We start from the raw sequence: 23,855 nt of genomic DNA, 5'->3' as shown, positions 1-23,855 counted from the left end.
GAAAAGATATGTATTTTTTTATAAATGATTATAGCGAGGGTTGTCATCCGAAAATTCTTCAAAAACTAATGGAAACAAATGAAGAGCAAACTGCCGGTTACGGCTGCGACAAATATTGTGAAGAAGCGGCAGGCCTCATTTTAAAAGAATTGGATGCACCTCAGAGTAAGGTTTATTTTTTTTCAGGCGGAACACAGACCAACTTAACTTTGATAGCTTCTACACTAAGGCCTCATCAAGGAGTAATAGCCGCAGATACGGGGCATATAAACGTACACGAATCGGGTGCAATAGAGGCTTGCGGACACAAGGTTCTTACCATTGAAACGCTAAATGGAAAAATAACGGCAGGGCAAGCTGAGGCTCTTATAAGGGCTCATTATGATGATCCCACGGCCGAACACATGGTTCAGCCCGGAATGATTTATATTTCCAATCCTACCGAGCTCGGCACCATTTATTCAAAAAAAGAATTACAGGATTTAAAGCTGACCGCTCAAAAATATTCCGTACCTCTCTATGTTGACGGTGCCCGCCTGGGAACAGCCCTCACCGCCGACAATAACGATTTAAGCCTTGCAGACATGGCAAGGTACACGGATGCCTTTTATATAGGCGGAACAAAAATGGGGGCTCTTTTCGGAGAGGCTCTTATCATCAACAATCCTGAAATGCAAAAAGACTTTAGATACATCCAAAAGCAAAAGGGGGGGCTCTTTGCGAAGGGCAGACTCTTAGGCCTTCAGTTTAAAACGCTTTTTACGGATAACCTTTATTTTGAAATAGGAAAAATGATGAACAAAACGGCTAAGATGATCCGTAAAGGTTTTTCCGATAGAGGTTTTTCTTTTTTGATAGAAAGTGAAACAAATCAAAGTTTTCCCATAATCGAAAACAGCCTTTTAGCTAAAATAGAAAAAAAATTTAAATGCGAATTTTGGACAAAGGTTTCGGAAAACCAAACGGCAGTGCGCTTTTGTACCTCGTGGGCGACAAAAGAGGAAGCCGTAAAAAAACTGTTTGAATTCTTGGACGAAATATCTTCACAAACTAATTAAAACAAAAAAAGCTCCTTCCAAAAAGGAAAGAGCTTTTTTATTCCGGTTAAAGCTATGTTTTGCCGAACCTATTCAATCTTTGAATAGATTGTTTTTAAAATTTCGGTCTTTAGCTTTTCGCCTTCTTCAAGCATCTTATTACATTCAGCTCTTGTCTTTTCGCAGAGGGGCGCATCATCGATACCGCCTAGATTTATCTTAACATTTAAGATAGCTCCTTCCAAGCCGGATCGGGCATTAAGGGCGGCAACGCCCGCATCCGAAGCGGCGTTTTTGTTTCCATGAAGGGCAACAATGGGTAAAAAGCGTAGTATCTCTAAACAGGTCTTAGCTGTTTCAAGCGGTACCTGCATGGCTACAACAGTAGCATCGGACATAGCCTTGCTGCGCTTTGCCTTTTGCTCATCGGTGTCCTTGGGCAGCTTTAAGGCTTCCATAAAAGCATTAAAGGCCTGAGTGTCTTCGTCAATGATTTCAACCAGCCGTTTTTGCGCCTTTTCTAATTTCGGAAGCTGAGCCTTAAATTCTTCTTGAGTTTTTTCGTCAAGAGAGGCGAAGGCTTTTTTCCCTGTCGTGAGGCGTATAACCATCTGCCCAAGCGCAGAGGCTAAAGAACCTGCCAATGCAGAAACGGAGCCTCCTCCGGGAGCAGGTGAATCACTGGCGGTTTCGTCAACAAAAGCATTTACCGTCATCTTTACTAATTCCATAAAATATCTCCTATTTTTCAAGTTGTTTTTGTTTGTTCAATTTAAACATCATAGTTAGTTATTGTAAACTATCCGGCTATTTTCGGCAACAAGCCTTCCCTTTTTCCAGACTTGTTCGGCGGAATTTAGGCCGAAGTGATAAACAAGGTAATCTATGTTGGGTGCATCAAAGATTACAAGGTCAGCTTGTTTTCCCTCTTCTATACTGCCTATCGTTTTTTCACGATCTATCGCATAAGCCGCATTGATGGTAACCCCCCGTAAAATTTGTGCAGGCAAAAGTTTCATCTTGTAACAGGCTGCCCACATAGACATTTGTAAGTTTTCAGTCGGGCTGCTTCCGGGATTATAATCGGTTGCAAGGGCAACCCTTACGCCTTCTTCAATCATCTTTTTTGCGGGAGCATAAATGGGTGACATCAAAAAGAAAGAAGTTGCAGGAAGAAGAACGGCAACCGTTCCCGATTTTGCAAGAGCCGTAATGCCCTCATCGGATATGGCCATCAAATGCTCGGCTGAATGCGCCTTCATCTTTGCTGCAAGTTCGGCTCCCTTTAAGGGAATAATCTCATCAGCATGAAGCTTTAATTTGAAACCCATGCCTGCTGCCGCCTTCATTATTCTTTCGGTTTCTTCTACCGAAAAAATTTTGTCTTCACAAAAGGCATCGGAGAATTCCGCTAAGCCGCGTCTTTTAACTTCGGGCATAACCTCTTCTGTCATAAACTTGATATAGCCCTCTTTGTTGTCCTTAAATTCGGGCGGGGTTGCATGGGCTCCCATATAGGTCGAAACAATATCGATAGGATGATTTTTATCCAGATAAGAATTTATCTCAAGACATTTAATTTCGGTTTCCATGTCGAGTCCGTAGCCGCTCTTTGATTCGGCTGTGGTTGTGCCGTGAATAAGCATACGGTCAAGGCTTTTCCATGCTTTTTGAGTCAACTCTTCTTTTGATGCTGCTCTGGTTGCCCTTACGGTGCTGAATATACCGCCCCCGCTTGCGTGAATTTCAAGATAAGTCTTTCCTGCAAGTTTCATTGCAAGTTCGTGTTCGCGGGAGCCGCCGTGCACTAAGTGGGTGTGAGCATCTACAAGTCCTGCCGTAATAGTTTTTCCCCGTACATCTATTATTTTGTCGGCTTGGTTTTTTAAACTTTCGGGAGCTTCTCCCTTACATACCTTTTGAATGAGACCGTCTTCTACAACTATATAACCGGCAAAAGCCTTATCAAAGTCTTCTCCTTTTTTTTCGGTAGAAGAAAAAATACTGTCGCTTATAAATAAAGTCATCTTGAGTCCTCCATTAAGATAAAATTAGTTTTGGTTTATAAAAGATCTTAAAATATCTTTTAGATTTAAATTTACTGCATTGTTTATAAATTTAAAAATATCGTCTTCCTGTATTTTATTTAAGGTATTAAAAAAAGTCAGCGGATTTTTTAATTCGTTTATATTATTTAAGCCTGCCGCTTCAAGGGCATAATCCGAAAGACCGCTGTAATTTTCGAATTTCCAATCTTCCGTCATACTAAAAAGAGCTCTTCCTTTTTTATCAAAAAAAACGGAATAATTCTTTTTATCGTTAGGATTATATTTATTTTTTACATTACCGTTCCATTTTAGCGGGAAACAATCCGCATCAAAACCGGCTTCCTTTACCTTTTCACGAATTGCTTTTTCTATACCGTCGGAAACAACTATAATTTGCAATTTATCTTTTAAACCGGTACTTTCAGATAGTTTTTTATAATAGCCGGCCGCTTTTTTATAGGCGGCAGATTTTAAGGCATCACTGTCATCCGCAAAAATCAGTCATGTTACCGTGTAGCCCCTTAAATCTTCATCTTTTATCTGCTTAATGATTTCGCTTTCTCGAGCCAAAGAATCCAAAAGTTCACATCCTGTAAAAGTAAACACAAGGACTGTCATAAAAAGGACGGTTTTAATTTTTTTCATTTTTACCTCCGCAATCGGTAGAGATTAAGATAGCATTAAGAAGGATATTTTTCAATAGGGCTTTTGAAAATAGGCGGGCAATTACGGCGTCGCTTCTAATGGAACCAGCGGCATCCATGCCGCTATTGAAAAATGCTCAACGTACAGCAAGTATGCCTCCGCTTCGCTTTTGCTAAACTCCTTGTACTTATCCCGCCTATTTTCAAAAGTGCTCTCAGTAATATAGCGGAGAGATTCGGGCTCAAACGCTTTCCACCTCTTCTTTGGTAAGACCGGTCATTGTACAAATTTCGGCAATGGGGTAATTATGCATGCGCATAAGCTTTGCCGTTTCAAGTTTTGTTCGGTAAGCTCCATCGGAAAACCCTTGTTCAATCCCCTGTTCAATGCCTCTTTCAATTCCTTGCTCGATGCCTTCGGCAAAAGCTATTTGTCTTTCTTCAGCTCGTTGTACGGCTATATCGGTATCATAATCATATTCTGCCACTAACATATTTATTACCTCCCGTGATTTTCGCTGTAAGTATTCTTTCAAGATGCCTTTTTCTATACATATCTTTACCGCATTGGTAAAGCCTTTTTCGCTGTCGAGTTGTGTTTGCTTTCTCACCTCTTCTACAAAGAGGCTGTACTCTTCAAGCGGCTTGCAGGCCGTTAAGACTTTATTTGCTTTGTCGGTGTTGATGTTTAAAACCTGTACTGTCAGTTCCAGCGGAGCGTGTTCGGGTTTTGTTATAAATGCATCCGAAAGTTTTAGAACCGTAGTTTCAGGATAGTCATCAATACCATCATAGAAAACGTAAAACTCAGGTGTAGGTATTTTTGACAGCTTTCTTAAATACTTGTCTGTCGGTGCTTGCAGTTTTTCATAGAGCCTTGCAATGTATTCTAAAAAGCGTAACGGCATATTTTCGTTTATCGTAGATTGGTGTTCTGCGAGCACAATTATTTTACCGTCTACAAGGCAGGAAACGTCGTTTATTATGTTCATATACATAACATTTTCAAGCCTTATATTTTCGACCGGAGACGAAAGCGGAAGATTTGTACCATGCAAGGCGTTATAAAGCGACAAGAAATTTTCTTTTGCAAATATGCGGGCATCTGCTGTGTCGCACGGCAAAAAAGTGTCCTCGACGTATACCCGATACGCCTGCGGTACTTTTTTGCCTAACTCCTTGCATCTGCTCCGCCTATTTGCAAAAGTGCTCATACTATATAACCGCCACGGATGGCGGGGGTTCCGGCATTACGATGTTTTGAGCTTTGCTCAAAACTCGAAGTCAAAGACTGTACACGGATGTACAGTCTTTGACGGTCGACAAACACAGAGTCTTTGTATTTTCTGTTTGAAGTACTCATAACTGTTTCCTCACTTGTTGTATTATAGCACACTTACCGCAATTTTGTAAGATATTCTTTAATTTACCTTGGTGGTCTTTGCGGCTTATTTTAATTTAACCGGTTGTAAGGGCCTCACACCATTTTTGCATACAGATACCGAAGGCAACGCTTACATTTATCGAGGCCTTTATTCCATACATGGGAATGGTGATGATTCTATCTTCAGCTTTTTTTATAGCTTCGGGGCTTACTCCCAATTCTTCCGAACCGATAACGACAATTCCTTTTTTAGGAAACTCAAACTTTGAAATATCCGTTCCTCCCGTTTCAAGTACAATCAAAGGGAGCTCGGGAAGACCATCAAGGCCGGCTCTTTCCCATGGCAGATAGCCGGTACAGCCCATAGCCGTTCTTTTTGCCTTAGGATTTTCAGGAGAAACACAGTCATGAGACAAAAAAATTTTTTCTACCCCAAAAGATTCTGCCGTTCTAAAAATTGAACCTATGTTGAATGGTGTGCGGATATCTTCGGCATAGACATAAACCCCTTCAAAAAAAGTCCGTCTGAAATTTGCAATTTCATCGGCAGTAGAATTAGGTAAAATCAAGTCCCACTCCGAAGGTGCTATTTCAAGTTTTTTATACAGAGCATACCTTACAAAATTGATAATCTTTCTTTTCTCTTTTTCTTGCGGGTTTTCAATCCAATTTTGAATTTTTAAAGAAGAAACGGAATCCAAATCATCTGAAACAATTTTTAAGATGGAACGCAGATAAAAGACATCCAAAAATTCGTCAGCTTTGTTTTGAACAAAGGCATGTTCAGCTGATTCCAAAATGCGCAATATTTTGCGGCATCTTTGTTTTTGGGGCAGATTGTACAGTTTAAATATTTCCGGCATTTTTAATTTTAAAAGGCTTGTTTTATAATTTCAAAAATATCGTGATTTGCAAGCGGTCTTGGGTTATAGTTCATAAAACTCAGACGGGCAGCATCTTCTGCAACAGGTACAAGCGACTCGATAGTTAAATCTATATCTTTTAAGCGGACGGGCAAGTTAGCCTCAGCAAGCCGCCTGCGAATTTCTTCAATTCCTCTTTTTGAAACCTCTGCCGCATCTCCGCCTTCAAGCATTGTTTCACCAAGCATTCTTGCTACAGATACGGTTTTTGAAAGGCTTGAAGAAATAGCATCGTTAACTACATGAGGAAGTAAAATAGCCGAGATAAGCGGGCTGGATATTCTGTATCGCCCGCCTGCAGCAAGAGCTATCGCAGTTCCAAGGCCCGGGGCAGAAGCTGCAATTCCTATGGCTGAAAGGCAAGCAGCTTGAGCAATAAATTCCTCTCTAGGCATTCCGACAAGTTTTTCATGTTGAGGATCAAGAGAAATTAAAAATATTTCGACTGCCTTGCCGAGAATTGTTTCAGAAAAAAAGCTTCCTCTTGTCGAAACATAGGCTTCAAATGTAGAACATAGGCCTGCAAAAATCATTGAAGTCATTGCATTGGGTGCAAGGCCTGTGTATGTATTTGAATCGAAAATTACAAGATTGCATAAATCTTCATTTATTTTTAGCATATTTACGGTTCTATTTCTGGAATCTATAATGAAACTGGAATTCCCAAATAAAAAAGGGTCACAGCAAGTTGTGGGAATTTGAATAAACGGTAATGCTCCGGCTGTGATAGGCTCGCCTTCAATATATCGGTAAACAGGTTTGTCCTCATTATAAAGAGCTGCAATAGCCCTGCCTAAAGCACATGCAGTCATATCTCCGCAGGCGATTACTCCCCTTATATGTGCTCCTCTTGCTAATGAAAGTGCCCTTTCTACGACTTCAGAATCAGCCGTTTTTTCAAAGCCGTTAAACACAAAAAGAGATATATGCTTTTCTTCAAGAGATTTTTTGATTTTATCTACCAAGCCCATGTCTTCAAAAAAAGGGTCTGCAATAAACATAAAATGATTCCCGAATTTTACAGCTTCTTCTCCGATGCGGGCAAGCGAGTAGTTTCCTAAAATAACCTTTGGTGAAATCTTAAAAACAAAATCTGCCATTTTTTTCAAATTCCTCTACAAGGTAAATTTTCGGCATATATTTTTTTAACTTGAATTTTAATTGCTGCCTTGAAAAATATATCTCTTTTGTTTATAATTATAGAAAATCCTAGGTCATTATGGAGGGGACTATGACTACAGGTACTATAGTTACTTTAATGCGTGAAGGTATAGGTATCATACTGATGCTTTCTGCACCTATCTTAATTGCAGCTCTTTTAGTCGGATTAATCGTTGCAATCTTTCAGGCGACTACTTCTATACAAGAACAGACGCTTACCTTCGTCCCTAAAATTTTAACTATTTTAGGAATGTTGGCCCTTTTGGCAAGTTGGATGATTACGGTGTTAAGAGAATATTTTGTTTCTTTAATGAATTTAATTCCTCAACTGGTAAGATAAACTAAAGGGGCTTTTAAAAAAATAAATGCAGCCTTTCGATTTTATCCTAAACAAAGAACCTATTTTTTTACTCGCAGCAGTCAGGATTTTTGCAATGCTAATGACATCCCCCCTAATGTCAATGCGCAATGTTTCAAGAATTGCAAAAGTTGCTCTTGCGGGCTTAACTGCATTTATGGTAACTCCCTATGCCTATCCCAACTTTATAAATTTAAATGCATTTAGCCTTGAATATCTTCTTTTACTCTTGGGTGAAGGCCTTATAGGTGTTTTAACAGGTTTTTTTATAAGCATTTTGTTTTCTACATTCAGTACGGCAGGACAGTTCTTTTCGTTTCAGATGGGCTTCGGTGCTTCAGGGGTTTTTGATGCCCTCGCTCAAGTTGAAAATCCCCTCATTGGTCAATATTTTAACTTTATTGCCGTGCTTATTTTTTTACGCATAAAGGGTTTTCAACGCCTTTTTTTAGGCGGTATAATGAAGGGGATAGAGCATGTCAACTGTTTTATGTTTTTAGAAAAGCAGGAAGAACTTGTAAGCTATCTTTTAAACGCAGTCGGGAAACTTTTTTTTAATGCAATGATAATTGCCTTACCGGTTATGGGAACTCTTATTTTAATTCACATAACAATGGGGCTTTTAACAAAGGCAGCCCCTCAGATGAACCTGCTATCGGAAGGTTTTCCCATTACTATTCTAACCGCATTTTTTATTTTGGCCATTGCTCTGCCTTTTTTTATAAACACTTTTGAAATTATGCTTGAAGAAGGTTTGTCGGATTTTTGGCGGCTTTTAGACAGTTTGAGGAGTACTAAATGATATCCGAAAAATCCCTCCTTTACCTAAGATATTTTTCGCAAGAAGAGCTTGTCCTCAATAAGAAGATAGGCTTGCAGTGGTTCGCTGCCGAAGATGAAGGCAGAACCGAAGAACCGACAGAATATAAAATACGCAAGGCCAGGGAAGAAGGAAGAGTTGCAAAAAGTCAAGACTTAAATGCGGCAATGGTTGTGCTGCTTCCCGTAATTACACTTATAATAATGGGTCCCTATATATTTAAATCTCTTATGCAGGTAATCTCTTTCTTTTTTGAACGCTGCACAACAGAGGAAGTTATAAACGGAGCTTGGTTCTGGATTTTTCTTACATATTTTTTTAAAATGGTTTTTCCGATAACGGCTGTAGCTTTAATTTCGGGAGTTTTGGGAAACATTATACAAAATAGAGGCTTTTTGTTTTCTACAAAGCCTATTAAACCTGATTTCAAAAGAGTTACTCCCAATTTTGCGAGGTTTTTTAAAAGAGCTATATTTTCTGCCGAAGGGCTTTTTAATTTGGCCAAATCGCTTTTTAAGGTTGTTATTATAGGTTTTATAGGATACCTGGTTATAAAAAACAATATTACAAAGATGATAGCTCTTCTTCAATCAGATTTTACTAACTCAATAATCTTTATAGCAAAAACGGCGGCTCAAATATTAGTTTATGCCTCTATCGCTCTGGTTCTGTTAAGTATTCCCGATTACTTTTTTCAAAGACGTCAATTTTCAGAATCCTTAAAAATGTCAAAAACTGAAATAACCGATGAGTACAAAGAATTGGAAGGAGACCCGATGATAAAGGCTCAAATAAGCAGGCAGATGCAGGCAATTTTGCAAAAGACGGGAATCAAAAATGTTCCGGATGCCGATGTCGTTATTACAAACCCGACCCACTATGCTGTCGCTCTTCAATGGAAACAAGGCGTTATGCCTGCCCCAATGGTTATATCAAAGGGCGTCGATGCGGTTGCTCAAAATATAAAAAGGATTGCAAGAGAAAACAACATTCCTACTATAGAAAATGTTCCATTGGCTCGTGCCCTTTATGCTAACGTAGATTTAGGACAGATAATTCCAAGCGAGTACTATCAATCGCTTTCAATTATATTCTTAAAAATTTACTCGATGAAAGATAAACAAGCACTCAAAAGAAGAATGGAGGTAACTAGATAAATGGCCGAAAACAGAATTTTTAAGGAAGTACCGAATGTCTTTGTAGCTATAGGAACTATCATGGTAATATTTGTTATTATTCTTCCTCTGCCTACAGCTCTTTTGGACTTTTTTATGGCGTTGAATCTTATATTCAGCTTGATAATACTGCTCATAGTCTTATTTATAGATAAACCTACGGAGTTTACGGTTTTTCCTTCATTGCTTTTAGTCTCCACCATATTCGGTCTAGCTTTAAACGTTGCTTCCACAAGGCTTATTTTGACATACGGAGAAAAATTTGACGGAAAAATGATAGCGGCTTTTAGTCAATTTGTTATCGGCTCGGCGGGAAATCAAGGTTTGGTGATAGGCTTTGTAATCTTTATCATCTTGATTGCCGTTCAAGCCTTTGTAATTACAAAGGGTGCTACAAGAATTGCCGAGGTTGCAGCCCGTTTTGCCTTAGACTTTAATAATACCAGAAGCATGTCAATAGAAGCGGAATACAATGCAGGTGTTATTACTGAAGCCGAAGCCCGAAAGAAAAAAGAAGAATTACAAAGGTCTACAGACTTTTACGGGGCGATGGACGGCGCGAGTAAATTCGTTTCAGGAAATGTAAAAATAGGAATCTTTATAACGGTTTTAAATATTGTAGCCGGCTTAATTGTAGGTATAGTATTTAGAGAAGAAGAATTTACTAAAGCTATGCAGATGTACACAAGGTTTACCATAGGTGACGGACTTTTAGCCCAGCTTCCCTCTCTTTTTATATCGGTTGCAACAGGCCTTGTAGTAACACGCTCAGCTTCGACAGGTTCTTTTGGAAAAGACATTACGGATCAATTTTCCCGAAATTCAACCATATACTATGTAGCAGCTATCACTTTGACGGTCATGGCAGTTTTACCCGGCTTTCCGTCAATAATCTTAATACTCATTGCACTAAGCCTCGCCTTTTTAGGCTGGCGCTTACAGACAACAAAGGTAACAAGAGCGCAAAAAGAACAGGCAGCTAAAGACGCCCAAGCCGCATCGGAACAAGCAGCCAAGACTGAAACGGATGATACTAAGGCCGTAAGCCCATTAGACGATCTATCATTACAATTCGGATACGGTCTTATACCTTTGGTAGACGAAAAAAAAGGTTCTGAACTTATGTCTCGAATTAAACGCATAAGAAAAGAAATAGCCCTTGAAACGGGACTTGTAATGCCGATTATCAGAATTATGGATGCTATGAATCTTCCGCCTGATGAGTACTGTATTACAATACAGGGTGTAGAGGTTGCAAGATCAAAAATAAGGATGGGCGCATATTTGGCGGTAAATCCCGGAAATGTACAAGACGAAATTCCGGGCGAACCCACTTTGGATCCGGCCTTCGGCCTCCCTGCTATTTGGATTTCGGAATCAAATCGGGCAGCAGCCGAAAGAGCAGGCTACACTGTTATAGACCCGCCTTCCATAATAGCAACTCATTTAACACATATAATCAAAACACATGCGGATGATATTCTTTCAAGGCAGATGGTAAGCAACATCTTGGATTCAGCAAAAAAATTAAACCCGATTGTTGTTGAAGAAATTCAATCAAACGATAAACTCACATTAGGCGATTTACAAACAGTTCTTAAATGCCTTCTCAGAGAAAATGTTTCAATACGAAATACTCCTGCAATTCTTGAAACAATTTCAGACTATAGACGTATTACCGGCGATATGTATCTGATTGCAGAAAAAGTCAGGCAAAGACTTGGGCGGCAAATTGTTCAGCAATATTTAGGCGATGATAATGCCTTAAGAGCCTTTATGGTAGATTCGGCATTTTTTCAAACGGTTTTAGCAAGCCGTATAGATACCATTACAGGGCCTCAACCGGCAATCGACACTGAAGCTAAGAAAGCATGGCTTAGGGCTGTTCAAACGGCATACAACAACTTTAATTCTCAATTTGTAGGGATAGCCGTTATTCTGGTTCCTGAAGAAGGCCGCCTTCTCATAAAACGCCTTTTAGAATACGAAATGCCCATGGTTCCGGTATTATCAGTTCCTGAAATTCCAAAGGATATTTCAGTTATAGGTATGGGAACCATTACACCTGAGTCTGAATAAAAAGAGTAGAGGTATTTTGACACGGTATTTTAAGACCCTTGACAGTACAAAAAAGGCGTGTTAAACTAAGCGTCATAATAACTATAGGAGGCTTTTTAATGAAAAAGTATGTACCGGAACCGTTTAGAATTAAAATGGTTGAGCCCATCAAAATGACAACGCGTGAGGACCGTATTAAATATCTTGAAAAAGCAAAATACAATATGTTCAACTTACGCGGCGAAGATGTCTATATTGACTTATTGACCGACAGCGGAACTAACGCAATGAGCGATAAGCAGTGGAGCGGCGTCATGGTCGGAGATGAGGCCTATGCCGGAGGAAAAAGCTATTTTAAATTGGTTGAAGCAGGACAGGATATCTTCGGATATGAATTTATCCAGCCCGTTCATCAGGGTCGAGCTGCAGAAAAGGTTTTATTCCCCTTGCTTCTCAAAAAAGGCCAAGTTGCAATTTCAAATATGTTCTTTGACACAACTAGAGCTCACGTAACCTTAGCCGGAGGAAGACCTCTTGACTGTGTATGTAAGGAAGCAAAAAAACCTGCGGAATATGCACCTTTTAAGGGAAATATGGATGTCGAAAAGCTGGAGCAGCTTATTAACGAACATGGAAAAGAAAAAGTCGGTATGATTGTAATGACTATTACAAACAATTCAGCCGGAGGACAAGCCGTTTCAATTCAGAATATCCGTGATGTTGCTAAAGTTGCAAAAAAATACGGCATTTTGTTCAATATTGATGCAGCACGATTTGCAGAAAATGCCTACTTTGTAAAACAAAGAGAAGAAGAATTTAAGAACAAGCCTATTAAAGAGATTATCCGTGAAATGTTCAGCTATGCCGACACTTTTACGATGAGTGCAAAAAAAGATGCTATCGTTAATATGGGCGGTTTGATCGGTATTAAAAACAATCAAGAAATTTACCAAATGATTAAGGGTAACTGTATTTCTTTTGAAGGTTTTATTACCTACGGAGGCCTTGCAGGACGAGACCTTGAAGCCTTAGCTATCGGTCTGTATGAAGGTATTGATGAAGAATATTTAAGATACCGAAATGCTTCTATGGAATACCTAGCCTCTCAGCTCCTTGATGCAGGTGTTGCTATTCAAAACCCGGCAGGCGGTCACGGCGTTTATGTTGATGCAAACGCCATGTTCCCGCACATTCCGTATTATCAATTCCCCGGCCACACTCTCTGCGTAGAGTTGTATAAAGAAGCCGGAATCCGAACATGCGACATCGGTTCCTTTATGCTCGGAAACGATCCCGAAACCGGAGAACAAATCAAATCCGAATTCGAATTTGCCCGTCTTGCAATTCCGAGAAGAGTATACACACAATCTCACTTAGATGTTATTGCAGGAGCTTTAATTAACATTAAAGAAAGAGCCTCTCAGGTGAAGGGCTACAAAATTATCTGGGAACCCCCGATTCTTAGACACTTCCAAGCTCATTTGGAACCCATAAAATAACAGCCCCTTTAAGTAACATACCGATTAGTCTTGTAGGCTAATCGGTATTTTTTTAAAGGGGTTCTGTTGTTTATTCAGAAAGAATATTATTAAACACTGGTTTATTATTTAAGCTTTAAACCGTCTTTGAAGGCTTCACCGACACGCTCTGATACTTTGTAATATCCGTGTGTATATGGATCAAAGGCTATGGCATTTATTAACGACATATCAAGCTTTCCATTCGGCATAACACTTTCGTCAGCAGTTACATTGACAACCTTTCCTATAACACCGCAACCATATTTATTATCCTGATACTCAATAAATTCACATTCCAGACAAATCGGAAATTCGTTTATAACAGGAGCGTCAACGGTTTCCGCCTTGCTTGCGGTAAGACCGGTCTTCTCCAGCTTATTAGGAACCTTATTGCCGGAAGCAACACCAAAGTAGTCGGCTTCAAGTACATGAGCAGCATCAGCAATACTAACGGTAAAAGCTCCTCTCGCCTTGATATTTTTTACTGTCTTATGTGTTTCGGTCAAATTAAGAGCTATAATGGAACGTTCTTGCATAGTTCCCCATGCAGCGTTCATAACATTTATGCTTCCATCATCGTTATAGGTAGCAACCATTAATACAGGCATAGGAAAAATTCCGTCGGTAATATTTAATTTTTTTCTCATAGAAACCCCTTCTATACATAATTATATTCAAATTAACAGAAAAAACAAGTCTGATTTGCGCAAGATTTAATTGTATCACTTAAGATTACAGCAGCAGTGCTTTCAGCCGTTCAGAGCTTTTTCGATAAAGCGTTGCAAAACGGGAATATGGCTTTGTTCAACATCTTTATTCGCATACAAAACTGTAACATTTCTATTTTTTAATTCGGCCTTGATTTTATCCGTAAAATCTTTTGTGCATGGATTTTGCACCAACTCTTTTGCGTACAGCTCCGAAAAAGTTTTGTAATCGATTTCGCCGCGGTGATAAGCTTGCCGCAAACCCGACGAAGGTGTAATTTCCTTTGCCCATTCGCTGATGCAGGCCTTTTCTTTCGAAATTCCGCGCGGCCACAGCCTATCCGCCAAAATCCTAAACCCGTCGCCTTTTTCCGGCAGATCGTACACCCGCTTCCACAACAATTTTCCCATAATTTCCCCTTTATTGATACTTATTATACGGCTTTTCTTTCATAGCTGCAAGGACTCTACCCCTAGATATCCCAGTCTAAAATGCTATACTCAAATCATTATGAAAAACTATCCTTTTACGGCAATCTTAGGGCAAGATGAAATGAAAGAAGCCCTGATTCTTAATTAAACGTTTTTTATCTTTTATGTTAATATTTTTAAGAGGCATAGAGGTAAAATAAATAAAATTTGTTTACCTCTATTGACAAATATTGAATAAAGATTTATTATTAAATTATAATTCAGTATTGATAGAATAGAAAGGAGAACGGTTTGAGCGTGCGGGCGGTATGCAGGTATTAAAAGAAGAAGTCAAGGATAGAATTCTGACAGCTGCGGAAAAAGTATTTTATGAACAAGATTATAGAAGCGCAAAGCTGACGAATATTGCAGAACAGGCTGATATTCCTGTTGCGCTTATTTATACCTACTTCAAAAACAAAGAAGGCTTATTTGATGAAGTAGTCGCAGGTGTGTTAGATAACATCATTAAGATGATGGAAGATGAGGAAAAGATGGAGGCCGGAAGTCCCTATGAAAGATTTAATCGGGGCGGAGCATCTCAACTTCCCAAACTGTTAAAAAACAGAATTAAACTCATCATTTTGATCGACAAGAGCTCGGGAACGAAACATGAGAATGCAAAAGATATGTGGGTTAAACGATTGGAACAGCATATAAAAGACGGTTTAAAGAGATATTCAAAAACCAAGCACGATCCCATGCTTGCTCATATTTTGGCAAATAATTATGTTGAGGGGCTTATGGAAATTGCACGGCACTATAAAAATGAAAAATGGGCAGAAGATATGCTCTTTGTTCTTAACAAGTGCTATTTTAATGGAGTTGAATCATTGTAAGCTGTAATTACAGTAGTATAGAAGAGAATTTATTTTAGGAGCGTTCAACCGCTCCTCATTTTATCTATCAATATTGAATAAATATTCAATATTATTCAGTTTTAAAGATAAACGAATATACATGCGTATTATAGATGTAGAGAGGAGTAGATATGACTGAAAAAGAATTGAAAAAACAGGTAACGGGTAAAACCTTTTTGTCCAATGTGCTGCTTGCGCTTAAAATAGTGTTTGACTTACTACCGCAGGTTTTATTGGTACTGGTGATAAGCAGCTTATTTTCGGGAAAAGCGGAAAGGGAATATTTTAAAATGATTGCCGGAGGTATTTTCATCTCGTTTATGCTCAAGGCGTGTTGTAATTATCTTGCCGTAAAGACAGCTCATGACAGGGCTTTTAGTACATTGACGGAATTACGGCTTACCATAATTGAACACCTCAAAAAATTGAATTTAGGATTTTTTAAAAAGCATACTACCGGCGAGCTTACAAGCATTGTTGAACACGATGTAGAGCAGATTGAAATATATCTGGCGCACGGTCTTCCGGAAATTATGGCGGCAACCCTTCTTCCTGTTCTGGTTTTTATTGCAATGCTTTTTATAGATTACCGGCTCGCATTAATAATGATTGCAGGGGTACCGCTCATGTTCCTTGTACAACAATTATCTGCAAAGACTATGCAAAAAAGATTTCAAATATATTTTGAACGAGAAATGCAGATGAGGGAAGACATGATGGAGTACGTAAAAAATATTGCTGTCATAAAAGCCTTTGCAAAAGAAGAGTGTTTTAGCAGTAGGACTTTGAATTCCGCACGCTCTTATGTGCAAGATGTAAAAAAGAGTATGGGTGCCGTTACGGGTCCGATGGTGCTTATAGATATTTTTATGGAAGCCGGTGCGGTATCGGTTATGATGTTAGGAAGTATACTGCTCTTACATAACAATATTTCTACCGCTCAGTTTATATTGTCCGTTATCTTATCTTCAGTATTTGTGTCAGCAATAAGTAAAACCGCAACGCTCCATCATTTTTCCATCGTGTTTACTGAAAAGCTCAAAAGCATAGCGGTGATTCTCTGTGCGCCTCTTGCAAAAGAAAAGATCAGCGAAAAACTGAAAACGGGAGATATAGAATGTAAGAACGTACATTTTAAGTATGAAAAAGACGGCTTTGCGTTAAAAGATATTACTGTACAATGTAAAGAAAACACTTTAAATGCGCTTGTCGGGCCGAGCGGCTGCGGTAAAAGCACGCTTGCGAATCTTATCATGGGTTTTTGGGATGTTGATTCAGGTGTGCTCACAATTTTGGGTAAAGATATTTCACGCTATGATACGGACAGCATTTCCGCTCTTATCGGAAGTGTTCAGCAGGAAGTAATTCTTTTTAATATGAGCATCTTTGAAAATATCGCAATCGGTAAGGCAGGTGCTTCCCAAGCGGAAGTAATAGAAGCCGCTCAAAAAGCACGATGTCATGATTTTATTTTCGCCCTGCCTCACGGCTACAACACAAGGGTCGGAGAGATGGGGGTAAAACTTTCGGGAGGAGAAAAGCAAAGAATATCCATTGCCCGGATGATTCTTAAAAATGCTCCAATTCTTATTTTAGATGAAGCGATGGCTGCCGTAGACAGCGAAAACGAAAAACTCATAAACGAGGCGATCGAAGAATTAAGAAAAAATAAAACGGTTATCACGATTGCGCATCACCTGAACACCGTACAAAACGCGGACAAAATAATCGTTATGGATAAAGGCCGCATACTAGATTCCGGCACACATGAAGAATTGATTTCGCGATGCACCTTTTATAAAGAAATGGTCGAAGCCCAAAACAAAGTAGACAACTGGAAGGTCGCAGGCTAATTAGGTAGTAATTTAATGGAAGCTTATTTTAGACAATGCAGTTGGCATTGTCTAAAAACACTGCGAGTTTCGGTTTGGATATTTGGTTGCCGAAACATCGCATGATTATACCGTTTCTCGTTTCACTGCGAAACGGCGAATTGAACAGCTTCCAAAATTGATATTTTGTTCAGCTGTTCAATTTTAAGGGATGTTTTATGAACAAGGATAGGCTTTTATTTATTGAAAACGGTGATATACGGAAAGTTCTTTTGGCGATGGGGCTGCCGATGACTGCCGGTATGATTGTTACCGCTCTTTACAATGCGGCGGACGCATATTTTGTGTCTGGGCTGGGAAACAGCACATTTGCTGCAGTGAGCATTGTGTTTCCGCTTATGCAGATTATCCTCGGTATCGGACTGACGTTCAGTAACGGGGCGGCCTTATATATCTCAAGACTTTTGGGAGCGGGCAACATTCCCCGTGCGCAAAACACGGCGACAACGGCGGTCAGCTTTGCGCTGGCAAGCTCGGCGGTGGTGATTGCATTCTTTTTACTTTTTCTTGAGCCGATTTTGCGCTTTGCAGGAGCATCTGGAGCCACTCTCGCCGCAGCCGAAGAGTACGCATGCATTATCATCATATCAGGCTTTTTAACCGTCTTCAATGTTACAGCAGGAGGAATTTTGACGGCACAGGGCAAGCCTCACAAAACCATGCTGATGATGAGCGCGGGGGCTGTTTTAAACATCATCTTGGATCCGATTTTTATTTACCCGCTTGGTATGGGCGTTGCAGGGGCGGCTTACGCGACAGCCGCAGCGCAAGGATTTTCGGCACTCTTATATGCAATCGAAATACACAAAAAAGGTAACGCCGTGCATTTCGGTTTCCGTTACACCGTATGCGACAAAGAAATCTTCGCACAGATTTTTAAAATCAGCATTCCGATATTCCTGTATCAATTTTTTGCGTCGGCGGCAATCGGGCTTACCAACAAGGCGGCAGCTCCCTACGGCGACGAAGCCATTTCGGCAATGGGAATCATGCTGCGCGTAACGGCAGTCGGCTTGTACATTGTATTCGGCTTCACCAAGGGACTGCTGCCTGTCATCGGTATAAATTACGGAGCGGGCAACATGCAGCGGGTAAAAGAGGCTGTGCACATTACCAACAAATGGTGCGCAGTTTTTTGCACCGCATTCGCACTCATATTAATCGGAACCTATCCGTTTATCGTCAAACTCTTTTCGCACAACGCATCTGCATTTTTAAAAGACACCGCCGCAAAAGCCCTCATTTATAACGGCATTGTCTTTATCTTCTTTGCGTATCAAAGCGTGTACTGCGCCACCTTTTCTGCAATGGGAAAAGCAAAGGAAGGAGGACTCTCAACCTTTCACGGCAGGGGTTGTTTTTTTATCCCGTTGATTTTCGTCCTCCCGAAACTTTTCGGCTTAACGGGACTTCTTTTAGTTCAACCCTCCGCCGACCTCTGCACTATTCTTTTGACAAAATACTTTGTAGTCAAAAACAGTGCGCTGTTTAAAGGAAAGGGGGAATAATTAAGAATGCTAATTAGGAATGAGGGAAACTTGTCCACTTATACTGTACAAGTTTCTAAAGAAATGGATAAAAAAGATGAAACGATGATTGTAAGTCAAGAAGGATTCTTGACAAAGATCTATACAATCCGAGGACAGAAAGTTATTCTTGACTTTGAATTCGCCGAAATCTATGGGTATGAAACCAAAACTTTTAATCAGCAAGTTAAAAATAATATTGAGAAATTTGACGATGATTTCAAATTTCAACTCACTAAAGAGGAATGGGAATTTTTGAGGTCAAAAAATTTGATCTTAAAATCGGAAATGTGTTCCGGAGGTAGAAGATATCTACCTTTTGCCTTTACCGAGCAGGGAATTTATATGCTGATGACAGTTCTCAAGGGGGAACTTGCTGTAAGGCAGAGTAAAGCCTTGATTCGTACCTTCAAGCAAATGAAAGACTACATCGTAGAAAATCAAGGGTTGGTTGGGAAGAGAGAGTTTTTGCAGCTTTCGATGCAGATTACAAGTAATGTCGTGGAAATGCAGGATTTAAAACGAGATTTAAGAAATGTGCAAGATAAGGTGGCGGAAGTGATGGACACCTTGAATAATGTGGTGCATAAATCCGAACTGTCTGAACTAATTATTGACCTTAGCAATCCACAGCTCAAATATGGATTTTTACTCTTGAACGGCCAACCTATCGAAGCAAATCTTGCATATAAATACATTTATACTATAGCGAAAAAGAGTATTTATATCGTAGATAACTACATCGAAGTGAAAACTTTGGTTTTATTAAAAGATATCCCTTCATTGGTAGGGGTCATTATATTCAGCGATAACATCGGCAAAGGACTTCATACCCTTGAATATCATGATTTTTGTAAAGAATATCCGTTTAGAAAGATAATATTCCAAAAATCTGGTATTGCAGTTAAACTAGAACGAAAAACGGATTGGGCAATTGAAAAAGATAATAAAATGTTGTTTAATTAGTAAAAAGCATATGAAACTAGAGGTGTGATATGAAGAAAAAAACATTTGGTTACAAGAGCAAAGAGGTTATTATTTCATTATTTAACGAAAGTCAATTATATTTTAACCAGTATAAAGATTTATTAGAAGGTAATAAAGAGGAAGCTCAGAAAAAATTGAATACCGCAGGGAATAAGTTACAACAATCTTATGAATTGGGATTAAAACATTATTTGGATAAGAGATATAAGGAATTGTATGATCAGAAAGTAATCCCATGGAAAGATTATAAGGCTTTAGTTCACATTATTGAAAATGGAAAACAATCCAACGGTAGTATGGTAAATTTAAAATATTTGTCTGAACAGATGGATTTGCATGCTATCCCTAATCGGAAAAGTACAAGTATTGATTTTGATTTGATTAAAAGAAATATTAATCCGATTTATAATGATAATAAGCATATAGGAAATGATGTGGATTCTAATATATTTACAGAGTCCTATAATGAAATTCGCAAATTTATCTTAGAATATATAGATTTGAATCCCAAAATTAATTTAACTCAGCCAACCGAATACGTAAACTTGCAGAAGGAGTGTGAATATTGGGATGAAACGCAAAGATACAATTTTTGTTTAATATGTGACAAGATTAATTTAGATGATTTAGCAAAACAGAGGCTGTTATTTATTAAATGGTCGTTAATCATAGATTTTGATATAAATACTAGAGAGGATGGATTATTTAAAGCATATGCGAATGAATATGGGATTGAAGCTAATTCTTTTGATGTTTCATCTCCCAAAAATTCATTTTTTAATGCAGTAAGTAACACGCCATATTGGTTTCACATAAATGGAATACAAGACATTCCGGAATCATTAGTAGAATCTGACCGGAGATGGCGTCAAAAATACGGTTCGATATTAAATGAATGTCTACGCAAGTATAGAGAAGTATTTTCTAAGCCATTAAAAGTTATAATAATGAGCGGTGAAGCAAAAAAAATCAAAGAAATCTTGAATACTTTTGATGCAATATATGAAGATTCTTTAAAAATATATCTACTGTCTCAAGAAGTACAATTCGAGGAAATTATTGATGATTATAAAGAAATACTAAAAAAATTTCCAATGAGTGAAGCAGATTTTTCGCAGGGAATAAAGAATTTTTCTTCCTTTTTTAACAAACATGATTTTAAAAAAGGTCATTTTGTGTGTGGGAGAGATGGAAAAGTTGAAGTTCGATTAGAGGATTATTCTTGTTTTGAAATTCCTTATTTAGGAATAGAAGATGAAGAAAAAGATGAAGACAGCAAAAACTGTGAGTTGTTTTATCAAGGGGGAAATTTGCTTAGTTGGTATGGTGTAAAGAATGGATTTGCAATAGATAGAATAACACAATTTAGAAATATTAAGAATAACATTATTAAAAGTAGTAGAGAAACGTCTAGCAAAATAATTCGGCTAAACCATGATCCGGGAGCTGGTGGAACGACTCTATCAAGAATCATTGCATACCATTTGAGCAAAGAGATGCCAGTCTTGTTATTGCTTTCATACAATGAAAGAATTACATCAATACAGGTGTTTAATTATTATCGTTTAGTGGGGATGTCGATATTAATAGTAGTCGAGAGTTCGGTAATAAGTGATGATGATTTAAAGAAATTGAATGGAGAATTAATGGCTCAAGCAATTCCACATGTGTTTTTATTTGTGAGCAGGTTGAAAAGAAAACATAATTCATCCGATGATGATTTAAGATTGTTAATAGATGATGAATTCAATGAAATGGTGAAAAAATTAGATCCATATCTGACCGATGAAAAGAAACGTGAAGTTAATAAGTTATTAAAGAGTCCTGAAGATAGATATCCATTTTTTATGTCGATGTATACTTTTGAAGAAAAGTTTAAAGGTGTAAAGAATTATATTGAAAATTATTTGTTTTCTATTTCTAAAAATGACAGATTGGTTTTAGAATATATTTCTTTAGTGGACTGGTTCGCAAATAGAGAGCTGGATATTAGTTTTTTAAGGATATCTGACAATACGATGGAAATGTTCGAAAATTCAGTTAATGATAATTTGATACGTGTGCGAAACCTTGGACAGAATTCTTCTGTTAGGATGCGTCATCCGAGATTTGCTGAAGAAATAATCTCACAGAGAATTTCCGAAGGAGTTGATGGTAGAGAATTAGGAAGGGCGGAGAATCTTTCAAAATTTCTTAGAGAGTTTATTAAATATTCTAAGCAGAACATTATGTTTGATCTTAATTCAACTATAGATGTTTTAAAGAATTTGTTAATTCTTCGAGATCCGGATAGTTTGATTAAGAGTAAGTTCGCACCTGCGATAGAATATATGAAATCATTGATTCCAAATAATGTTGATGAGCATGAAAAATACAATTGTATAGGATTAGTTTTTAAAGAACTAGTGAATACCTACACGGAAGAGCCTCATTTTAAAGCACATTTGTCACGATATTATTCTCATATTGAAAAAAATTATGAAAGGGGAATATATGAAGCTAAGGATGCGGTATCTTTGGCGGAAGGATTAGGTGAGTATGATTCGATTTTATACCATATATATGGTATGAATGTAAGGAGATATATAGAACGAAAATTATATAAAGAAGCAAGAGAATGTAAAGAGCGTGACGGAAAACAGTTGTTATCCAAAAAATTAAATGAAATATACGACAGCCTTGAAGAGGCGAGTGAGCAGTTTGAAAAAGTACGAGAAACCAATAATAAGGTAGCAGGGTATATTTCTGACATTGAAATGTGTATTTCTGTTGTGGACTTTGGAAAAGAGTTATACGGATGTTCTACAGAAGATTTTATAAAGCAATATAGAGAGTCATGGTTCATGAAATATTACGATAGAGCATTAACTCTTTTAGAAGGTTTTAGAAGTATACAAGTGGAGGAAGATACGGAATTTTATAAAGTAAAATTATCAGCAAAATGTGCAGACTCTTTGGAAGATATGATTTACAATATTGAGAGCACTATTGCAATGTGGCAAGAATATTTAAGTAAGGCCGAAGATTTACAAAAACCCGCTGTAAGGAGATTCATTGCTAGAGCAAAAGAAAAAAGTTTTTTTCCAGGTATGAGCAATAATATTGATAGTGTTAAACAAGTTATGCAATTGATGGAAGATAACATGAGACAAGAACCTAAAAATGGTGCTAATATCAGGATATGGTTTAATGCCTTACGTTATTTTGATGGAGATGACGACGATGTTTTACTAGATGAAGCACTTCAAAAACTTGCATCATGGAAACAAATTGGAGATAATCTCGAAGCCTATTATTATTATTTTATTTTAATTTGTATTAAGGCTATAGAAGGATCATCAAGAGCAGAAGCCATTATTCCTAATCTAGAAGAAGAATTAAAAATAAAAACTTACCATATGCCCAATAATAGAGTTATTTATGAATGGCTGGGGGAGGGAAAAGGAATTCATAGATTAATAAACGCTTTTGAACAAAAAAATGGTAAATATCATAGGAAAGCAATGGATTACATTGAAAGTAAGGGCTGTTATTTGGAAGGTCGTTTATCGAAGTATAAACATGAAGGAAGTGCACAGATTAAAGCATATAACATGGAAGTATTCTTTTCACCATCTGGTCAAAATAAACGGATATCAGTAGAAGATGTTAATAAAAAGGTAAGATTTATTTTGGGATTCAGTTATGATGGCTTACGTGCTTTAAATAAGAGTGTTCAATTATTGGATTATAAGGGTGATGATAATGAGACATTGATTGGAAAGACTGTAAAATGTACCGTAAGTGGGACAGATAGAACAGGCAATTTTCTAAAGGTTAAGCTTTTCGACTACAGAAATACGGTCGGGAGTGTTCATCAAAATGAACTGCCAGAGGGTAAAAGCGTGTATGACTATGCCAAGGGTAAGACTATTTTTGCTAAAGTAATTGGTGAACAATATTTAGAAAAAGAAGGGAAAACATATTATCAACTTCGAATTAGAGAGGAAGAATTGGAAGGATGGCAGCGTAAGCTTATATAGGAATATAGCAAAAAATAAGTAGATATAGTAGCGGATGACACAATAGTCTAACATATAGGATTATTTTAAAATTTTTAAGAATAGTTGAGATTAAAAGAAACTTGTATAATAAAAGTAGATAGATATAATTAGGAATAATTATGGGACAGGTAGGATACGGATAAAAAAAGAGCTTTCCAATAACGGAATAAGGGTAAGTGAATAGAAAATCAGCTGTATATTGAAAAAATACGGGTTACTAGCCAAAGGAGATAAGGAGGTA

General features: G+C 38.0%; 21 protein-coding genes. 11 read left to right on the top strand and 10 right to left on the bottom strand.

Annotated features, from left to right (window positions below):
• The first annotated feature begins 8 nt into the window (after nucleotides 1–8).
• A complete protein-coding gene (locus E4N74_RS10650; RefSeq protein WP_044978068.1) occupies nucleotides 9–1,058 on the top strand; it encodes a threonine aldolase family protein in 1,050 nt (349 codons plus the stop codon).
• 68 nt (nucleotides 1,059–1,126) lie between these two features.
• Here E4N74_RS10650 and E4N74_RS10645 read toward each other — a convergent pair whose 3' ends face one another.
• From E4N74_RS10645 to E4N74_RS10610, 8 genes are all read right to left on the bottom strand, one after another.
• Entirely contained in the window at nucleotides 1,127–1,768 is a 642-nt protein-coding gene (locus E4N74_RS10645; protein WP_044978065.1) for a cyclodeaminase/cyclohydrolase family protein, read from the bottom strand.
• A gap of 54 nt (nucleotides 1,769–1,822) precedes the next feature.
• Nucleotides 1,823–3,064, bottom strand: a complete 1,242-nt coding sequence (gene hutI, locus E4N74_RS10640; RefSeq protein WP_044978063.1) for an imidazolonepropionase — start codon at nucleotides 3,062–3,064, stop codon at nucleotides 1,823–1,825.
• A gap of 24 nt (nucleotides 3,065–3,088) precedes the next feature.
• On the bottom strand, nucleotides 3,089–3,484 hold the full coding sequence (locus tag E4N74_RS10635) for a hypothetical protein (RefSeq protein WP_255817601.1): 396 nt from the start codon (nucleotides 3,482–3,484) through the stop codon (nucleotides 3,089–3,091).
• A 102-nt stretch (nucleotides 3,485–3,586) separates the two neighbouring features.
• On the bottom strand, nucleotides 3,587–3,730 hold the full coding sequence (locus tag E4N74_RS10630; protein WP_255817599.1) for a hypothetical protein: 144 nt from the start codon (nucleotides 3,728–3,730) through the stop codon (nucleotides 3,587–3,589).
• Nucleotides 3,731–3,971: 241 nt separating this feature from the next.
• A complete protein-coding gene (locus E4N74_RS10625) occupies nucleotides 3,972–4,853 on the bottom strand; it encodes an Rpn family recombination-promoting nuclease/putative transposase (RefSeq protein ID WP_255819331.1) in 882 nt (293 codons plus the stop codon).
• A gap of 86 nt (nucleotides 4,854–4,939) precedes the next feature.
• Nucleotides 4,940–5,092, bottom strand: coding sequence for a hypothetical protein (locus E4N74_RS10620; protein ID WP_010696575.1), 153 nt, complete (start codon nucleotides 5,090–5,092; stop codon nucleotides 4,940–4,942).
• A 95-nt stretch (nucleotides 5,093–5,187) separates the two neighbouring features.
• Entirely contained in the window at nucleotides 5,188–5,976 is a 789-nt protein-coding gene (locus E4N74_RS10615) for a TrmH family RNA methyltransferase (protein WP_044978060.1), read from the bottom strand.
• An 8-nt stretch (nucleotides 5,977–5,984) separates the two neighbouring features.
• Nucleotides 5,985–7,136 carry an iron-containing alcohol dehydrogenase gene (locus E4N74_RS10610; RefSeq protein WP_044979687.1) on the bottom strand — a complete coding sequence of 384 codons (1,152 nt, stop codon included), beginning with the start codon at nucleotides 7,134–7,136 and terminating at the stop codon, nucleotides 5,985–5,987.
• A gap of 131 nt (nucleotides 7,137–7,267) precedes the next feature.
• On the opposite strand from E4N74_RS10610, the gene fliQ reads away from it, so the two are divergent.
• From fliQ to E4N74_RS10585, 5 genes are all read left to right on the top strand, one after another.
• Entirely contained in the window at nucleotides 7,268–7,537 is a 270-nt protein-coding gene (gene fliQ, locus E4N74_RS10605; RefSeq protein WP_044978059.1) for a flagellar biosynthesis protein FliQ, read from the top strand.
• Between the two features lie 25 nt (nucleotides 7,538–7,562).
• Complete coding sequence (gene fliR / locus E4N74_RS10600) at nucleotides 7,563–8,357, top strand: flagellar biosynthetic protein FliR (RefSeq protein WP_044978058.1); 795 nt, start codon at nucleotides 7,563–7,565, stop codon at nucleotides 8,355–8,357.
• Complete coding sequence (gene flhB, locus E4N74_RS10595; RefSeq protein WP_255817597.1) at nucleotides 8,354–9,532, top strand: flagellar biosynthesis protein FlhB; 1,179 nt, start codon at nucleotides 8,354–8,356, stop codon at nucleotides 9,530–9,532. Before fliR ends, flhB begins: the two co-directional genes overlap by 4 nt.
• A complete protein-coding gene (gene flhA / locus E4N74_RS10590) occupies nucleotides 9,533–11,629 on the top strand; it encodes a flagellar biosynthesis protein FlhA (RefSeq protein ID WP_255817595.1) in 2,097 nt (698 codons plus the stop codon). It abuts the gene before it with no gap.
• A gap of 98 nt (nucleotides 11,630–11,727) precedes the next feature.
• The gene (locus E4N74_RS10585) at nucleotides 11,728–13,107 is read left to right on the top strand and encodes a tryptophanase (RefSeq protein ID WP_255817594.1); all 1,380 of its coding nucleotides are present in this window, start codon (nucleotides 11,728–11,730) and stop codon (nucleotides 13,105–13,107) included.
• 104 nt (nucleotides 13,108–13,211) lie between these two features.
• Here the strand turns inward: E4N74_RS10585 and E4N74_RS10580 are convergent, their stop codons facing one another.
• Nucleotides 13,212–13,775, bottom strand: coding sequence for a flavin reductase family protein (locus E4N74_RS10580; protein WP_255817593.1), 564 nt, complete (start codon nucleotides 13,773–13,775; stop codon nucleotides 13,212–13,214).
• A gap of 102 nt (nucleotides 13,776–13,877) precedes the next feature.
• Nucleotides 13,878–14,246, bottom strand: coding sequence for a DUF488 domain-containing protein (locus E4N74_RS10575; protein WP_002666419.1), 369 nt, complete (start codon nucleotides 14,244–14,246; stop codon nucleotides 13,878–13,880).
• A gap of 329 nt (nucleotides 14,247–14,575) precedes the next feature.
• Between E4N74_RS10575 and E4N74_RS10570 the strand changes: the two genes are divergently transcribed.
• The 5 genes from E4N74_RS10570 to E4N74_RS10550 all read left to right on the top strand — a co-directional run bounded on the left by E4N74_RS10570 (nucleotide 14,576) and on the right by E4N74_RS10550 (nucleotide 23,593).
• Nucleotides 14,576–15,145, top strand: coding sequence for a TetR/AcrR family transcriptional regulator (locus tag E4N74_RS10570; RefSeq protein WP_255817592.1), 570 nt, complete (start codon nucleotides 14,576–14,578; stop codon nucleotides 15,143–15,145).
• Between the two features lie 152 nt (nucleotides 15,146–15,297).
• Nucleotides 15,298–17,019, top strand: a complete 1,722-nt coding sequence (locus E4N74_RS10565; RefSeq protein WP_255817591.1) for an ABC transporter ATP-binding protein — start codon at nucleotides 15,298–15,300, stop codon at nucleotides 17,017–17,019.
• 197 nt (nucleotides 17,020–17,216) lie between these two features.
• The gene (locus E4N74_RS10560) at nucleotides 17,217–18,566 is read left to right on the top strand and encodes an MATE family efflux transporter (protein ID WP_255817590.1); all 1,350 of its coding nucleotides are present in this window, start codon (nucleotides 17,217–17,219) and stop codon (nucleotides 18,564–18,566) included.
• A 63-nt stretch (nucleotides 18,567–18,629) separates the two neighbouring features.
• The gene (locus tag E4N74_RS10555; RefSeq protein WP_255817589.1) at nucleotides 18,630–19,550 is read left to right on the top strand and encodes an ORF6N domain-containing protein; all 921 of its coding nucleotides are present in this window, start codon (nucleotides 18,630–18,632) and stop codon (nucleotides 19,548–19,550) included.
• A gap of 29 nt (nucleotides 19,551–19,579) precedes the next feature.
• Nucleotides 19,580–23,593, top strand: coding sequence for a hypothetical protein (locus tag E4N74_RS10550; protein WP_255817588.1), 4,014 nt, complete (start codon nucleotides 19,580–19,582; stop codon nucleotides 23,591–23,593).
• The last annotated feature ends 262 nt before the right edge of the window (nucleotides 23,594–23,855 follow it).

It is taken from the genome of Treponema putidum, assembly GCF_024401155.1.
GTDB classification, from domain to species: Bacteria; Spirochaetota; Spirochaetia; order Treponematales; family Treponemataceae; genus Treponema_B; species Treponema_B putidum.
This window is presented reverse-complemented; position numbering and strand designations above follow the sequence as displayed.

Coding starts and splice junctions, on each gene's coding strand:
- fliR (WP_044978058.1), top strand. CDS start 7,563: ATGCAGCCTTTCGATTTTATCCTAAACAAAGAACCTATTTTTTTACTC.
- E4N74_RS10555 (WP_255817589.1), top strand. CDS start 18,630: ATGGATAAAAAAGATGAAACGATGATTGTAAGTCAAGAAGGATTCTTG.
- flhB (WP_255817597.1), top strand. CDS start 8,354: ATGATATCCGAAAAATCCCTCCTTTACCTAAGATATTTTTCGCAAGAA.
- fliQ (WP_044978059.1), top strand. CDS start 7,268: ATGACTACAGGTACTATAGTTACTTTAATGCGTGAAGGTATAGGTATC.
- E4N74_RS10620 (WP_010696575.1), bottom strand. CDS start 5,092: ATGAGTACTTCAAACAGAAAATACAAAGACTCTGTGTTTGTCGACCGT.
- E4N74_RS10615 (WP_044978060.1), bottom strand. CDS start 5,976: ATGCCGGAAATATTTAAACTGTACAATCTGCCCCAAAAACAAAGATGC.
- E4N74_RS10630 (WP_255817599.1), bottom strand. CDS start 3,730: ATGAAAAAAATTAAAACCGTCCTTTTTATGACAGTCCTTGTGTTTACT.
- flhA (WP_255817595.1), top strand. CDS start 9,533: ATGGCCGAAAACAGAATTTTTAAGGAAGTACCGAATGTCTTTGTAGCT.
- E4N74_RS10575 (WP_002666419.1), bottom strand. CDS start 14,246: ATGGGAAAATTGTTGTGGAAGCGGGTGTACGATCTGCCGGAAAAAGGC.
- hutI (WP_044978063.1), bottom strand. CDS start 3,064: ATGACTTTATTTATAAGCGACAGTATTTTTTCTTCTACCGAAAAAAAA.
- E4N74_RS10585 (WP_255817594.1), top strand. CDS start 11,728: ATGAAAAAGTATGTACCGGAACCGTTTAGAATTAAAATGGTTGAGCCC.
- E4N74_RS10610 (WP_044979687.1), bottom strand. CDS start 7,136: ATGGCAGATTTTGTTTTTAAGATTTCACCAAAGGTTATTTTAGGAAAC.
- E4N74_RS10560 (WP_255817590.1), top strand. CDS start 17,217: ATGAACAAGGATAGGCTTTTATTTATTGAAAACGGTGATATACGGAAA.
- E4N74_RS10645 (WP_044978065.1), bottom strand. CDS start 1,768: ATGGAATTAGTAAAGATGACGGTAAATGCTTTTGTTGACGAAACCGCC.
- E4N74_RS10580 (WP_255817593.1), bottom strand. CDS start 13,775: ATGAGAAAAAAATTAAATATTACCGACGGAATTTTTCCTATGCCTGTA.
- E4N74_RS10650 (WP_044978068.1), top strand. CDS start 9: ATGTATTTTTTTATAAATGATTATAGCGAGGGTTGTCATCCGAAAATT.
- E4N74_RS10550 (WP_255817588.1), top strand. CDS start 19,580: ATGAAGAAAAAAACATTTGGTTACAAGAGCAAAGAGGTTATTATTTCA.
- E4N74_RS10570 (WP_255817592.1), top strand. CDS start 14,576: ATGCAGGTATTAAAAGAAGAAGTCAAGGATAGAATTCTGACAGCTGCG.
- E4N74_RS10565 (WP_255817591.1), top strand. CDS start 15,298: ATGACTGAAAAAGAATTGAAAAAACAGGTAACGGGTAAAACCTTTTTG.